13 protein-coding genes are annotated in these 13,448 nt (G+C 61.7%); 5 read left to right on the plus strand and 8 right to left on the minus strand.

Annotation, left to right across the window (positions count from 1 at the left end; genetic code table 11):
- Window positions 1-71 precede the first annotated feature (71 nt).
- The gene (locus tag KB890_RS08910) at window positions 72-1,790 is read left to right on the plus strand and encodes a bifunctional ornithine lipid synthase OlsF (protein ID WP_004178720.1); all 1,719 of its coding nucleotides are present in this window, start codon (window positions 72-74) and stop codon (window positions 1,788-1,790) included.
- A 161-nt stretch (window positions 1,791-1,951) separates the two neighbouring features.
- Here KB890_RS08910 and tauD read toward each other — a convergent pair whose 3' ends face one another.
- The 7 genes from tauD to KB890_RS08945 all read right to left on the minus strand — a co-directional run bounded on the left by tauD (window position 1,952) and on the right by KB890_RS08945 (window position 8,144).
- On the minus strand, window positions 1,952-2,803 hold the full coding sequence (gene tauD / locus KB890_RS08915) for a taurine dioxygenase (RefSeq protein ID WP_004147277.1): 852 nt from the start codon (window positions 2,801-2,803) through the stop codon (window positions 1,952-1,954).
- Complete coding sequence (tauC, locus tag KB890_RS08920; RefSeq protein ID WP_002890196.1) at window positions 2,800-3,627, minus strand: taurine ABC transporter permease TauC; 828 nt, start codon at window positions 3,625-3,627, stop codon at window positions 2,800-2,802. Before tauC ends, tauD begins: the two co-directional genes overlap by 4 nt.
- Window positions 3,624-4,391 (minus strand): taurine ABC transporter ATP-binding subunit, encoded by a 768-nt coding sequence (gene tauB, locus KB890_RS08925; protein WP_004178719.1) that lies wholly within the window; start codon window positions 4,389-4,391, stop codon window positions 3,624-3,626. Before tauB ends, tauC begins: the two co-directional genes overlap by 4 nt.
- An 11-nt stretch (window positions 4,392-4,402) precedes the next feature.
- Entirely contained in the window at window positions 4,403-5,365 is a 963-nt protein-coding gene (gene tauA / locus KB890_RS08930) for a taurine ABC transporter substrate-binding protein (protein WP_002890192.1), read from the minus strand.
- Window positions 5,366-5,604: 239 nt separating this feature from the next.
- Complete coding sequence (gene mmuM / locus KB890_RS08935; RefSeq protein WP_004144601.1) at window positions 5,605-6,537, minus strand: homocysteine S-methyltransferase; 933 nt, start codon at window positions 6,535-6,537, stop codon at window positions 5,605-5,607.
- Window positions 6,524-7,933, minus strand: coding sequence for an S-methylmethionine permease (gene mmuP / locus KB890_RS08940; protein ID WP_002890161.1), 1,410 nt, complete (start codon window positions 7,931-7,933; stop codon window positions 6,524-6,526). The genes mmuM and mmuP overlap by 14 nt, the downstream gene beginning before the upstream one ends.
- A gap of 82 nt (window positions 7,934-8,015) precedes the next feature.
- Window positions 8,016-8,144: a hypothetical protein gene (locus KB890_RS08945; RefSeq protein ID WP_012737473.1), complete on the minus strand. Its 129-nt coding sequence runs from the start codon at window positions 8,142-8,144 to the stop codon at window positions 8,016-8,018.
- 62 nt (window positions 8,145-8,206) lie between these two features.
- On the opposite strand from KB890_RS08945, the gene eat reads away from it, so the two are divergent.
- The 3 genes from eat to eutC are packed head-to-tail and all read left to right on the plus strand — an operon-like array spanning window position 8,207 to window position 11,757.
- Window positions 8,207-9,586, plus strand: coding sequence for an ethanolamine permease (gene eat, locus KB890_RS08950; protein ID WP_020325200.1), 1,380 nt, complete (start codon window positions 8,207-8,209; stop codon window positions 9,584-9,586).
- Between the two features lie 9 nt (window positions 9,587-9,595).
- Window positions 9,596-10,984: an ethanolamine ammonia-lyase subunit EutB gene (locus KB890_RS08955; protein ID WP_004144598.1), complete on the plus strand. Its 1,389-nt coding sequence runs from the start codon at window positions 9,596-9,598 to the stop codon at window positions 10,982-10,984.
- Window positions 10,981-11,757: an ethanolamine ammonia-lyase subunit EutC gene (eutC, locus tag KB890_RS08960; RefSeq protein ID WP_004178718.1), complete on the plus strand. Its 777-nt coding sequence runs from the start codon at window positions 10,981-10,983 to the stop codon at window positions 11,755-11,757. Before KB890_RS08955 ends, eutC begins: the two co-directional genes overlap by 4 nt.
- A 438-nt stretch (window positions 11,758-12,195) precedes the next feature.
- Here eutC and KB890_RS08965 read toward each other — a convergent pair whose 3' ends face one another.
- A complete protein-coding gene (locus tag KB890_RS08965; RefSeq protein WP_004144596.1) occupies window positions 12,196-12,339 on the minus strand; it encodes a hypothetical protein in 144 nt (47 codons plus the stop codon).
- Between KB890_RS08965 and KB890_RS08970 the strand changes: the two genes are divergently transcribed.
- Window positions 12,332-13,438 (plus strand): ABC transporter substrate-binding protein, encoded by a 1,107-nt coding sequence (locus tag KB890_RS08970; RefSeq protein ID WP_004147267.1) that lies wholly within the window; start codon window positions 12,332-12,334, stop codon window positions 13,436-13,438. The two genes, KB890_RS08965 and KB890_RS08970, sit on opposite strands and share 8 nt — an antisense overlap.
- Window positions 13,439-13,448 lie beyond the last annotated feature (10 nt).

Consider the following 13,448-nt stretch of genomic DNA (forward strand, 5'->3'; position numbering starts at 1 on the left):
ACTTCACCCAACTGTAATCTGAACGACATCTCCACCTTCTACTGTCTGGGCAGGACGGAGGAGGAGCCACTATGTTTAGTCTCGACAACGTACTCGATGACCTGTGGCCTCAGGCGAGGCCCGCCCCCTGGCAAAAGAAACTGTTAAAAAAGCTATTTTATGAGGAAGAGTTTCAACAATTTGCCGACCGTCACCGCCACCTGAAGGGGCTTGATACGGTCGAACAGGTGCTGGAATACCTCAATATCCGCTGCGCCATCCCGGCGCACGATCTCGAACAAATCCCCGAATATGGCCCGCTGGTCATTATCGCCAACCACCCCACCGGCACCCTCGACGGCCTGGCGCTCCTGTATGCGGTATCCCGCGTGCGCCGCGATGTCAAAGTGGTCACCAACCGCATGCTCACCCACCTTGAGCCCCTGAGCTCGCTGTTTATCCCGGTAGATAATATTCATGGCCGCACCGCTAAAGCGGCGCTGCAGCAGATGGACCAGCAGCTGCAGGCCGGCGGGGTGCTAATCTTCTTCCCGGCGGGGGAAGTCTCCCGCCTCACCCGTCGCGGCATCCGCGATAAAAAATGGCACTCCGGCTTTATTAAGCTGGCGGCAAAATATCGCGCCCCGCTGCTGCCGGCGTGGATTGACGCCCGCAACAGCGCCCTGTTTTACGCCAGTACGCTGGTCTCCGACAACCTGCCGCTGCTCCTGCTGATGCAGCAGATGTTTCGCCGGCGCAACAGCAGCCTGCCGGTGCGTATCGGCCAGCAGATCCCCTGGTCGAACTGGTTCGATGCCCAGTCCAGCGCTCGCGAGCTTACCGGCCGCTGCTATCAGCACCTTGAACAGCTGCGCAAAGGGCTGCCGGGGCGGTTTAAAACCGAAAGCGCCATCGCCCGTCCGGAAGACCGGGCGCTGCTCAAACGCGAACTGCACAAGGCCGAATGCCTGGGCCGCACCGCCGATGGCAAAGTGATTTACCTCTGGCAGCGCAACGGCCAGGAGGACGCGCCGCTGCTGCGCGAGCTGGGACGTCTGCGGGAAATAGCCTTCCGCGCGGTCGGGGAAGGCAGCGGCAAACGGCGGGATATCGACGGGTATGACGACGACTATCTACATCTGATCCTGTGGGATGAAGAAGACCTCGAGATCGTCGGCGCTTACCGCTTTATGCCGACGACCATCCAGCTGGCAAAGCGCGGCCTGGAGGGGATCTACAGTTACAGTCTGTTCCATTACGACGGGCGGATGGACGATGTCCTGCAGCACGGCATTGAGCTGGGGCGCAGCTTTATCCAGCCGCGCTACTGGGGGCGTCGCGGGCTGGACTACCTGTGGTCCGGCATCGGCGCTTATCTGGCGCGCTATCCGCACTATCGCTATCTGTTTGGTCCGGTGTCGATTTCTGGCGGATTGCCGCCCGCCGCCCGCGATCTGCTGGTGGCATTCTACCGGCTGTGGTTCCCGGCGACGCATCCGCTGGCGGAGTCGCGTCGCCCTTATCCGGCGTCGCTGCCCGACGTGCTGGCGCAGTTTGGCGGGGAGGATTACAACGACGACCTGGCCCGGCTGAAGTCCCTGCTCGGCAACCTCGGCTGCGCGATCCCCCCGCTGTATAAGCAGTACTCGGAAGTGTGCGAGCCGGGCGGCGTGCAGTTTATCGATTTCGGCAGCGACCCGGATTTCAACAACTGCGTGGATGGTCTGGTGCTGGTGGATCTCACCTACCTGAAGGCCAATCGCTACCAGCGCTATATTGGCGCGCATCTGGGTGCGCAAAAATCGGCATAAACGCTTTTTCCCGGCTTGCGGCGCGTTGCGCCTTAGCCGGGCTATGGTTCACCGTTTCCGACGGTTCGGTAGCCCGGAAAAGGCGCATCAGGCGCCGTCTCCGGAAGCAGCGGGCAATGTTTTCCGCGGCTCGCGGCTGATACCTTAACCGGCTACAAGCCTTACCCCGCCCGGTAATACGGCTTATCGCCGAGGATCGTCGCCCGGTGCATGATCCGCCGCTGCGGCAGATAGTCGGCGTTGGCGTAATGCTGCGTCACCCGGTTATCCCAGATAGCGACATCGTTCGGCTGCCAGCGCCAGCGCACCTGAAACTCCGGTTTAGTGACATGAGCAAACAGGAAGTTCAGCAGCGCTGCGCTCTCTTTCTCACTCACCTCGACAATTCGCGTGGTAAAGCCTTCATTAACGAACAGCGCCTGCTTGCCGGTCACCGGGTGGGTACGCACCACCGGGTGCAGCAGCGGCGGATGCTTCGCCACCGCTTCCTGCCAGCGCCGATGCTCGGCTTCGGTCTTGTTGTACTTATACTCCTGGAACGATTTGCGGAAATCGTGTTCGGCATGCAGGCCGCTCAGCAGCTGCCGGAAAGGTTCTGACAGCGCTTCCCAGGCGGCGATGCCGCTGGTCCACAGGGTGTCCCCGCCGGTCGTCGGCAGCTCTTTCGCCGCCAGAATGGCGCCGGCGGGCGGCGTGTCGATAAAGGTGACATCGGTATGCCAGTTGTCATTATCCGGCGGATTATCGTTGTGGGTATCGAGGACGATAATCTCCTCCACGCCAGGGGCGTGAGGGTAGACCGGATGGATATGCAGGTCGCCAAACCGCAGCGCCAGGTCGCGCTGTTGCGCCGGGGTGATATTTTGCTCGCGCAGGAATACCACCTGATGACGCAGCACCGCGTGATACAGCTGCTCAAACTGGTTGTCGCTCAGCGGACGGGTTAAATCCGCCCCGCTCACCTGCGCGCCAATATACGGCCCCAGCGGGGTAATGCTCAGACGTTCACTCATTGTACTTCTCCATGCCAGGGCGTCAGGCGCCGTTGCAGCGCGCGCAGACCCAGTTCCAGTAAAAAGGCGATAATGGCAATCACCGCGATCCCCGCCAGCACCACATCGGTGGCGAGAAACTCGCCGGCAGACTGCACCATAAATCCTAATCCGCGGGTGGCGGCGATCAGCTCAGCGGCCACCAGCGTTGACCAGCCCACCCCGAGACCAATGCGCAGCCCAGTGAGGATCTCCGGCAGCGCGCCGGGCAGGATCACCAGCCACAGCACCTGCGCCCGGCTGGCGCCAAGCGAACGAGCGGCGCGAATCCGCACCTGCTGCGCGCTTTTTACCCCTGCCAGCGCCGACATGGCTACCGGCGCGAAAATCGCCAGGTAGATCAGCAGGATCTTCGAGGTTTCACCGATGCCAAACCAGATCACCATCAGCGGTAGGTAGGCCAGCGGCGGCACCGGACGATAGAGTTCGATCAGCGGGTCGAGGATCCCGCGCACCGTCGAGTTGAGCCCCATGGCGATCCCCACCGGTACGCCAATAAGCACTGCCGCCAGCAGGGCGATAACGATCCGCGTCAGGCTCGCCGCCAGGTGCTGCCAGAGCGTCGCATCCATAAAGCCCTGCGGCCCGGCGATGGTGATAAGCTTCTGCAGCACCTGGCCCGGCGGCGGCAGAAACAGCGGGCTAATCAGCTGCAGCGCCGCGACCGCCCACCAGACGGCCAGCAGCACCGCCAGGGTCGCCACGCTGAGGGTGAGCTCACGGGAGAGCGGCCAGCGCCACTTCAGCGTCGACTGACGCGGTTTGTCGTTCAGTACCACGCTCATGAGAAAGCCTCCCGTTGGTCAAACACCCGGCTCAGAATGTATTCCCGCTGTTCAATAAAGCGCGGGTCGGATTTGATGCTGCGGCAGGATTCGCCCGCAACAAAGCGACGGCTGAAATCAAGCGGCAGCCTCTCCACCACCCGTCCCGGCCCCGGCGACAGCAGCACCAGCTCGGTCGCCATGAAGATGGCCTCTTCAATATCATGGGTGATCAGCAGCACCTGTTTGCCGGTCTCATGCCACAGTTTCAGCAGCAGCGTCTGCATCTGCTCGCGGGTAAAGGCGTCAAGCGCGCCGAAGGGCTCGTCCAGCAGCAACAGCTGCGGATTCGCCGCCAGCGCCCGGGCGATGCCCACCCGCTGGCGTTGACCGCCGGACAGTTGCCAGATAAAGCGCTTTTCCGCCCCTTCGAGCCCCACCTTCTTCAGCATCTGCGCCGCCGCTTGCCGGCGCTGCGCTTTATCCACGCCCGCCAGCTGGAGGCCTAGCGCCACGTTATCCTGCACATTGCGCCACGGCAGCAGACCTTCATTCTGGAAGACCACCCCGCGCTCTGCGCCCGGCCCGGTCACCCGCTGACCTTCGAGGGTGATGCTGCCGTGCTGATAGGGCACGAATCCGGCAATCAGGTTCAGCAGGGTAGTTTTACCGCAGCCCGAAGGCCCCAGCACCACCAACAACTCCCCACTCTCCAGCGTCAGGTTGATATCCGCCAGCGCCGGTTTACCGCCGTAGTCGGCGGAAAGATGCGAGATTTGCAGCATCGCCGCCTCCTTTACTTCACAAAGCGGTCAGTAACGTACTGACGATAATCGGTTCCCGCCGCAGGCACTTTGCCCTGCTCTTTCAGGAAGCGCGCGGTATCGACGATGGCCTGATTGACCGGCCCGTTCAGCGCCTGCGCCTGCTCAGCGGCGGTGAGATAGGTATTGCCCTTCACCAGCCCGGGGACATCGGCTTCCGGCACGCCGCTCAGGCGCGCCAGCTTGCTGATGTTGTCCGGCTGTTTTAGCCATGCCTCCGGGTTGGCGATGTAGGGCTGCTGGGCGTCGATGGCGCTTTTAGCAAACGCTTTGACGATCTCCGGATGCTGCTCGGCGAAGTCCTTACGGACCACCCAGACGTCAAGGGTCGGCGCGCCCCACTCCCCAACCTGAGAAGAATCGGTCAGCACCTTGCCCTCTTTTTCCAGTTCGTTAACCGCTGGCGCCCAGACGTAAGCGCCATCGATATCCCCGCGCTGCCAGGCGGCGATAATCGCCGGCGGCTGCAGGTTAATAATCTGTACCTGGCCCGGCTTGATGCCCCAGTGTTTGAGCGCCGACAGCAGGCTGTAGTGGGTGGTGGAGATAAACGGCACGGCGATGCGCTTGCCGATCAGATCTTCCGGTTTGGTAATGCTTTTCTTCACCACCAGCGCTTCGGAGTTGCCGAGCTTTGAGGCAAGCAGGAACACTTCAATCGGCACCTGCTGGCTGGCGGCCACCGCCAGCGGGCTGGAGCCAATATTACCGATCTGCACATCGCCGGAGGCCAGGGCGCGTACCACGCTGGCGCCGCTGTCAAATTTCCGCCAGTCGACGGTCGCCCCGCTGGTTTTGGCGAAGGTGTTGTCCGCCTGGGCGACTTTCGCCGGCTCAGCGGAGGTTTGATACGCCACGGTAACGTTGACCGCCTGCGCCTGGAAGGCGGCAACAGCCAGCGCCGCCAGAAGAGTAATTCGCGATGTGAATGCCATAATGTCTGCTTCCCCTGAGTTGTTATAGGTGCAGTATTTCCGGCATCAGGATGGAGATGAAGTAATTAAAAATTCTGGCTAATAGCGAATCGTTTTTAGAACAAAAGCGGGAAAGGATAGTTGGTTTTGTGCGGTGAGTTAGTGGCAGATGGTTGGCGCCGGGCGGCGGCTACGCCTTACCCAGCATCCGGTTCGCGCAATATGTAGGCCGGGTAAGCGCAGCGCCACCCGGCAAAAATTTAGCGCTTCGCGTTAAGCGCGGCGATGTCCTTCGGCGTGGTGCGGCAGCAGCCGCCGATCAGCTTCGCCCCGGCCGCCAGCCACTGCGGCAGATAATCCGCCAGGCTGGCGCAGGCTTCGCCATGATGGTGCCAGGTCTTGCTCACCGCATCATAATGTTCGCCGGAGTTAGGATAGACCACCAGCGGCAGGGCCGTCAGGCTGTGCAGATGCGCCAGCGCCGCGGGCGTATTTTCCAGCGCGATACAGTTGATCCCCACCGCCACCACCTGCGGGTTATCCGCCAGGGCGGCCATCACCTCGCGCAGCGGCGTACCGTCGCTGAGATGTTCGGCGTCGCGCAGCGTGAAGGAGTACCAGGCGCGGGCGCGGGGATACTCCTGCAGCAGGGCCGCCAGGGCCTGGATCTCAGCGAATGACGGCAGGGTTTCACAGGCCAGCAGGTCGGCGCCGGCATCCAGCAGCGCTTCGACGCGCGGGCGGTGGAAGGCCTGGAACTCTGCCGCGCTGCGCTGATAATCGCCGCGATACTCCGAGCCGTCGGCGAGAAACGCGCCATACGGCCCCACCGAACCGGCCACCAGCAGCGTACCGGCCTGCGGGTTCTCGGCGAGGTACGCCTCGCGCGCTTTGCGCGCCAGCTCGACGCTTTTGCCGATTAGCGCACGGGACTGCGCCTCATCCAGCCCGCGCGCGGCAAAGCCCGCCGGAGTGGCCTGATAGCTGGCGGTGATCGCCACCTGCGCCCCGGCGCGAAAGTAGTCGAGATGCACATCGCGGATCAGCTGCGGGTTCTCCAGCAGCACTTTCGCCGACCACAGGCTGTCGGCCAGATCGCAGCCGCGGGCCTCCAGCTCGGTGGCCATGGCGCCGTCCAGTAGCACGAAAGGCTGGGCGGCAAGCAGGGCGGTAAACGGATTAGTCTGCGACATGTTGGGGCTCCTGAGTCATATTCCGTGAACGAGTAAGATACCAGGCACCATAGCACAGGGCCACAAAGGGGATCCCGCACCACAGCGCAATTCTCTGGCTCGGGTCAAAAGCGAGGCCCACGCAGGCCACCAGGCACAGCACAAAGCCCAGAACGGGCACCACCGGATACCAGGGAGCGCGATACTGCAGATCGCTCAGCGCCTTACCCTGCTGCAGATGGCGGCGGCGGAACATAAAGTGCGAGGCGCAGATGCTCAACCACACCGCCACCACCGCAAAACCGGAGATCGCCGACAGCGCGACAAACACCGTATCTGGCGCCACCACGCTGGAGAACAGCGCCAGCACGCCGCCCAGCATACTCACCGACAGGGCGGTCACCGGCACGCCCCGTTTATTGACTTTGGCAAAGCAGGCCGGCAGCGTCTTCTCGTTCGATAGCGACCAGAGCATCCGCCCCGAAGCGTACAGGCCGGAGTTAGCCGCCGACAGGATCGCCGTCAGGATCACGAAGTTGAACATGTCCGCCGCATAAGGGATGCCCACCTTCTCAAACACCAGCACGAAGGGGCTTTTCTCCACTCCCGCCTGCTGCATCGGGATCAGCGCCGCCAGCACAAACACGGTGCCGATAAAGAAAATAATCAGCCGGGCGATGGTGGTGCGGATGGCAACCGGAATAACCTTATGCGGGTTTTCCGTCTCTCCGGCGGCAATGCCGATAAGCTCCGTCCCGGAGAAGGCGAAGTTCACCGCCACCATGGTCATCAGGATCGGCAGGCCGCCGTGCGGGAACCAGCCTTCGGCGGTGATATTGCGCAGGCCCGGCGCCGGGGAGCCATCCTGCATCGGAATGATGCCGAAAATGGCCGCGCCGCCGAGAATAATAAACGCGACGATGGTGATCACTTTCACCAGCGAGAACCAGAACTCGCCTTCGGCGAAGAAGCGCGTCGAAATGATGTTAAGGCCGAAGATCACTGCGCAGAACACCACGCACCAGATCCAGACCGGCACCTGCGGGAACCAGTACTGCATGCAGAATCCCGCCGCGGTGAAGCTCGACCCCAGCGCCACCGTCCACGTTAACCAGTAGAGCCACGCCACGGTATAGCCCGTCGCCGGGCCAAGATAGCGCGCCGCGTAAACGTGGAAGGCGCCGGTCTCTGGCATCGCCACCGACAGTTCGCCAAGGCACTGCATCACCAGCCAGACCACCAGGGCGCCAATCAGATACGCCAGCAGCGTCCCGGCCGCGCCGGTGGTGGAGATGATATAGCCGGTATTGAAGAATAAGCCGGTGCCAATCACGCCGCCGAGCGACAGCATGATCAGATGGCGCGTTTTCATGGTGCGCTTCAGCTGCCCACCTTGTTGTTGTGTTGTGCTTTGCATTTTATTTTCTCACGCCAGCCCGCTTGCCCGGGTCATGCTGCGTATAAACGTATAGACATCTAAACATCCAAAAGAAGAAGTGTTATACCGTGCCGCCGCTGAAAAAGCAAAGCCGCTGCACCAGGGCGCGCGCCGACAGCGTGCAGCCTGCTCCATTTTTGCGCAGCGCCAGCGGGCGCGCCACGGACTGACGCCTTATCGCGGCAGACAACGTTCTGGCACTCTCTTTGCAGCCTGTCGTTCAGCACCTTTCTATCTGGCGAGGCAATACGTATGACAGAGCACACCACCACCTTAAAAAGAACGCTCGGCAGTTTTCGTTTATGGGGGATCGCCGTCGGACTGGTGATATCCGGGGAGTACTTCGGCTGGAGCTACGGCTGGTCGCAGGCGGGCACGATGGGGTTTATGGTCGTCGCCCTGGCGGTCGCCGCCATGTACTGCGCCTTTATTTTCAGCTTTACCGAGCTGACCACCGCCATCCCGCACGCTGGCGGCCCTTTCGCCTACGCCTACCGCGCCTTCGGGCCCACCGGCGGCTTTATCGCTGGTTTTGCCACCCTGATTGAATTCGTCTTCGCCCCGCCGGCCATCGCCATGGCCATCGGGGCCTACCTCAACGTGCAGTTTCCGGCGCTGGATCCGAAATGGGTCGCCTGCGGCGCCTACGTGATCTTTATGACGCTCAATATTCTCGGCGTCGACATCGCCGCCACCTTCGAGCTGATCGTCACTCTGCTGGCCATCTTCGAGCTGCTGGTGTTCATGGGCGTGGTCGCCCCCGGCTTCTCCTGGAGCCACTTCACCACTAACGGCTGGGCGGGCGCGGACAGCTTCAGCGGCCTGGCGCTGCCGGGGATGTTCGCCGCCATTCCGTTCGCCATCTGGTTCTTCCTCGCCATTGAGGGGGCCTCCATGGCGGCCGAAGAGGCCAAAGATCCGCAGCGCACCATTCCCCGCGCCCTGGGCGGCGGCATTCTGACGCTGACGGTGCTGGCGATCGGCGTGATGGTCTTCGCCGGCGGCGTCGGCGACTGGCGCGCGCTGTCCAATATTAACGATCCGCTGCCCCAGGCGATGAAGACGGTGGTGGGCAACGGCAGCGGCTGGCTGCATATGCTGGTGTGGCTGGGGCTGTTTGGCCTCGTCGCCTCCTTCCACGGCATCATTATGGGCTACTCGCGGCAGATCTACTCCCTCGCCCGCGCCGGCTATCTGCCCGCCGGGCTGGCCTCCCTCAACCGCCGCACGCGCACCCCGCATCTGGCAATCCTCGCCGGGGGCGTGGTGGGGATCGCCGCGATCTTCTCCGACTCGCTGATCACCATCAGCGGCATGCCGCTGACCGCCTGCATCGTCACCATGTCGGTATTTGGGGCTATTGTTATGTATATCACTTCCATGGCGGCGCTGTTCAAACTGCGCCGTAGCGAGCCGAAGCTGATCCGTCCGTTCCGCGCCCCGCTCTACCCGCTGGCGCCGGCCTTTGCCCTCGGCATGGCGGTGCTCTGCCTGGTGGCGATGGTCTGGTATAACCTGCTGTTGGCGCTGATTTTCGCGGCGATGATGCTCGGCGGCTACCTGTGGTTCCGCAAAACCGCAGCGGCCCGTGAACGGGCGCCAGTGGATCCTCAACTGCGCACGGTCTCCTGAGGAGGCGGCATGTATAAAACCACGCTATCGGGCCAGGTATGGCGCTTTGATAGTCTGAAAACGTTGATGGCGAAAGCGTCGCCGGCCCGCTCCGGCGACGCCCTCGCAGGGATTATCGCCACCTCAGCCGAAGAGCGGATGGCGGCGAAAATGGCCCTCGCCGAGGTGCCGCTGACCGACATTCTCGACAACCCGCTTATCCCTTACGAGCAGGACGAAGTGACTCGCCTGATCCTCGACACCCATGATGCGCAGGGCTTTGCCGCCCTGCGTCACCTGACGGTCGGCGATTTTCGCGACTGGCTGCTGGATGATGCTACCGATACCGCCACGCTGCAGCGGGTCGCCCGCGCCATCACCCCGGAGATGGCGGCGGCGGTCAGTAAGCTGATGCGCAATCAGGATCTGATCCTTGCCGCCAGCAAATGCCAGGTGGTGACGCGCTTTCGCAACACCATCGGCCTGCCCGGCCACCTCAGCGTACGCCTGCAGCCCAACCATCCCACCGACGACCTGAAAGGCATCGCCGCCAGTATGCTCGACGGGCTGCTGTACGGCGCCGGGGACGCGGTGATCGGCATCAACCCGGCCAGCGACAGCTTACCGGTGCTGGCGCAGCTGAACGTCATGCTGGACGATATTATTCAGCGCTTCGCCATCCCTACCCAGTCCTGCATTCTGACCCATGTGACCAATACGCTGCAGCTGATTGAGCGCGGCGCGCCGGTGGATCTGGTGTTCCAGTCGGTGGCCGGTACCGAAGCGGCCAACAGCGGCTTCGGCATCAATCTTGCCATGCTGCAGGAGGCCCGCGAGGCGGCCCTGAGCCTCAGGCGCGGTACCCTCGGCAGCAATGTGATGTATTTTGAGACCGGCCAGGGAAGCTGCCTGTCGGCCAACGCCCACCACGGCGTCGATCAGCAAACCTGTGAGGCGCGGGCCTACGCCGTCGCCCGCCACTTTGAACCGCTACTGGTCAATACCGTGGTCGGTTTTATCGGTCCGGAGTATCTCTACGACGGCAAGCAGATTATTCGCGCCGGGCTGGAGGATCATTTCTGCGGCAAGCTGATGGGCCTGCCGATCGGCTGCGACGTCTGCTATACCAACCACGCGGAAGCGGATCAGGATGATATGGACACCCTGCTGACCTTGCTGTGCGCCGCCGGGCTCACCTTCCTGATCGGCGTGCCCGGAGCGGACGATATCATGCTCAATTACCAGAGCACCTCGTTCCATGACGCGCTGTACGCCCGTCGCCTGCTGGGCTTAAAGCATGCCCCGGAGTTCGCCGACTGGCTGGCGAAAATGCAAATTATCGATCCGCACGGCGCGCTGCGGCTCACCGACGCCCGTCATCCGCTGCTGTCCGTCCTGCCGCAAGGAGCCTCCGTATGAACCGTCCCGATGCCTGGAACCCGCTGCGTGAATTTACCGATGCGCGGATCGCCCTGGGGCGCAGCGGCGCCAGTCTGCCGACCCGCGAAGTCCTCAACTTTGGTCTGGCCCATGCCAGAGCGCGGGATGCCATTCATCAGCCGTTCGCCAGCCAACAATTGGTGGCGCCGCTGGCGGCGCTCGGCCTCGATGCCCTGACGGTGCACAGCGCCGCGCCGGACCGTCATACCTATCTGCGGCGCCCGGATCTCGGGCGGCAGCTCGCCGATGAGAGTCGCGCCGACCTCGCCGCCAGCGGCGTCCGCCCCGCCGACCTGCTGCTGGTGATCGGCGACGGCCTCTCTTCCTGGGCGGTAGAGCGCCAGGCGGTGCCGTTGATCCGCGCCCTGCTGCCCTATCTGCGGACGCTGGGTATCGGCCTGGCGCCGGTGGTACTGGCGCATCAGTCACGGGTGGCGCTGGGGGATGATATTGGCGAAACCCTGAAAGCCCGCGCGGTGGCGATCCTGATTGGCGAACGACCGGGTCTCTCCTCGCCGGACAGCCTCGGCGTCTACCTCACCTGGCAGCCTCATCGTCAGCGTCTGGAGTCTGAGCGCAACTGTATCTCCAATATTCGGCCGGAGGGATTAAGCCATGACGCCGCCGCCTTTAAACTGGCCTGGCTGCTGGAGCAGGCTTTTTGGCGTCGGCTTACCGGGGTGGGTCTGAAAGATGAAAGCGATAATCCGGCGCTGCATGGTAAAATAAAACCGTTGCCCCCTTTAAAATAATAAGTCACGCGAGCAGCAGAATAGATTTTTAATATTATCTTGTGCACCTGACATTATATTCCGCCGCGTGCTGAAATTGCCCGGCGGCGCTTCGCTGGTACGGGTCTACGGAAGCCGTGCCAGCGGTTTATATGGCGTATTTTTCAGGCCGGGTAAGGCGCCAGTCGCCCCCCGGCAAAATGCTTTCACCGTACCAAAAACCGTGTTGTCGCCAGCCTTATGCCCTTCCCTGCAGGTAATAAGAATATTGCATGAGTAAAAACGAAACGGACGTTGTAAGGTAAATCAGCGCATTAAAAATACCCGTCATACTTCAAGTTGCATGTGCGTTGGCTGCGTTCTCTCCCCAGTCACTTACTTCTGTAAGCGTCTGGGGACTCGCTTACTTGCCGCCTTCATGCGACTCGAATTAATTAGGGTATATATCTCGTTATCTATTCAACATAACAGCCAATAATTCGCCGGATACGCTGGCGCATTATTCCTCAATGTTATGCAGTCATTGATGGTTAAAGATAAATAATCGACCGACGGAGAAATACCAATGAAATCGTTTTCCGGGAAAGCGTCTTTAATGGCCACGCTGGTTGCCGCGCTGGTCGGCGCCAGCAGCGCGCAGGCAGCGGAAATTAAAATCGGGGTGGTATTACCCCTGAGCGGCGCCCTCAGCGGCTATGGCCAGCCGTCGCAGAAAGGGCTGGACATTATTCAGGCCATCACCCCGACGTTAAAAAATGGCGATACCATCAAGCTTATCGTTATCGATGATAAAAGTGACAAAGTCGAAGCGGCCAACGCCATGCAGCGCCTGGTCTCCAGCGATAAAGTGGATGCCGTGATCGGGGAAGTCACCTCCTCCAACACCCTGGCGATGACCAAAATCGCCGACGACAGCAAAACGCCGCTGGTCTCCTCCACCGCCACCAACGACCGCGTCACCCGCAACCATCCCTACGTCAGCCGGGTCTGCTTCTCGGACAGCTTCCAGGGGGTGGTCGGGGCCAATCTGGCCTCCCGCGATCTGAAAGCCAAAACCGCCGCCATCGTGTTTGACAGCAGCAACGACTACTCCGTCGGCCTGGCGAAAGCGTTCCGCACCCAGTTCCTGAAAAACGGCGGCACCATTCCCATCGAGGTCCAGGCCCCGGGCGGCAGCAAGGACTTTAAAGCCCAGCTGGCGAGCGTCAAGGCGAAGAATGTCGACATGATTTACATGCCGATCTACTACACCGAAGGGGCGCTGATTGCCGTGCAGTCTAAACAGCTGGGGCTCAACAAACCGGTGGTGGGCGGCGACGGTCTGGCCGCGGATCAGGTCTTCTTCGATGTCGGTAAAGACGCGGTCAACGGCTATATGACCACCGATTACTACTCGCCGAACGCCAAAGAGCAGACCCCGGCGGGGGAAACCTTCATCAAAGCCTGGGAAGCCAAATACCAGCAGCCGACCCATACCTGGGGCGCAATGGCGGCGGACGCCTATAACGTCATCGTCAACGCCATGAACCAGTGCAGCGATCCCCACGATCGGGTCTGCGTGAATGAAAAAATCCGCGCCACCAAAGATTTCCAGGGGGTGACCGGCACGCTGACGTTACAGAACGGCGATGCCATTCGCAGCGCGGTCATCAACGAAGTGAAAGATGGCAAGCTGGCGTTTCGTACCGTGGTTAACCCTTAAGTTGTGACGA

It is taken from the genome of Klebsiella sp. P1954 (assembly GCF_018199955.1).
GTDB classification, from domain to species: domain Bacteria; phylum Pseudomonadota; class Gammaproteobacteria; order Enterobacterales; family Enterobacteriaceae; genus Klebsiella; species Klebsiella pneumoniae.

Coding starts and splice junctions, on each gene's coding strand:
- KB890_RS08910 (WP_004178720.1), top strand. CDS start 72: ATGTTTAGTCTCGACAACGTACTCGATGACCTGTGGCCTCAGGCGAGG.
- tauD (WP_004147277.1), bottom strand. CDS start 2,803: ATGAGTGAACGTCTGAGCATTACCCCGCTGGGGCCGTATATTGGCGCG.
- tauC (WP_002890196.1), bottom strand. CDS start 3,627: ATGAGCGTGGTACTGAACGACAAACCGCGTCAGTCGACGCTGAAGTGG.
- tauB (WP_004178719.1), bottom strand. CDS start 4,391: ATGCTGCAAATCTCGCATCTTTCCGCCGACTACGGCGGTAAACCGGCG.
- tauA (WP_002890192.1), bottom strand. CDS start 5,365: ATGGCATTCACATCGCGAATTACTCTTCTGGCGGCGCTGGCTGTTGCC.
- mmuM (WP_004144601.1), bottom strand. CDS start 6,537: ATGTCGCAGACTAATCCGTTTACCGCCCTGCTTGCCGCCCAGCCTTTC.
- mmuP (WP_002890161.1), bottom strand. CDS start 7,933: ATGCAAAGCACAACACAACAACAAGGTGGGCAGCTGAAGCGCACCATG.
- eat (WP_020325200.1), top strand. CDS start 8,207: ATGACAGAGCACACCACCACCTTAAAAAGAACGCTCGGCAGTTTTCGT.
- KB890_RS08955 (WP_004144598.1), top strand. CDS start 9,596: ATGTATAAAACCACGCTATCGGGCCAGGTATGGCGCTTTGATAGTCTG.
- eutC (WP_004178718.1), top strand. CDS start 10,981: ATGAACCGTCCCGATGCCTGGAACCCGCTGCGTGAATTTACCGATGCG.
- KB890_RS08970 (WP_004147267.1), top strand. CDS start 12,332: ATGGCCACGCTGGTTGCCGCGCTGGTCGGCGCCAGCAGCGCGCAGGCA.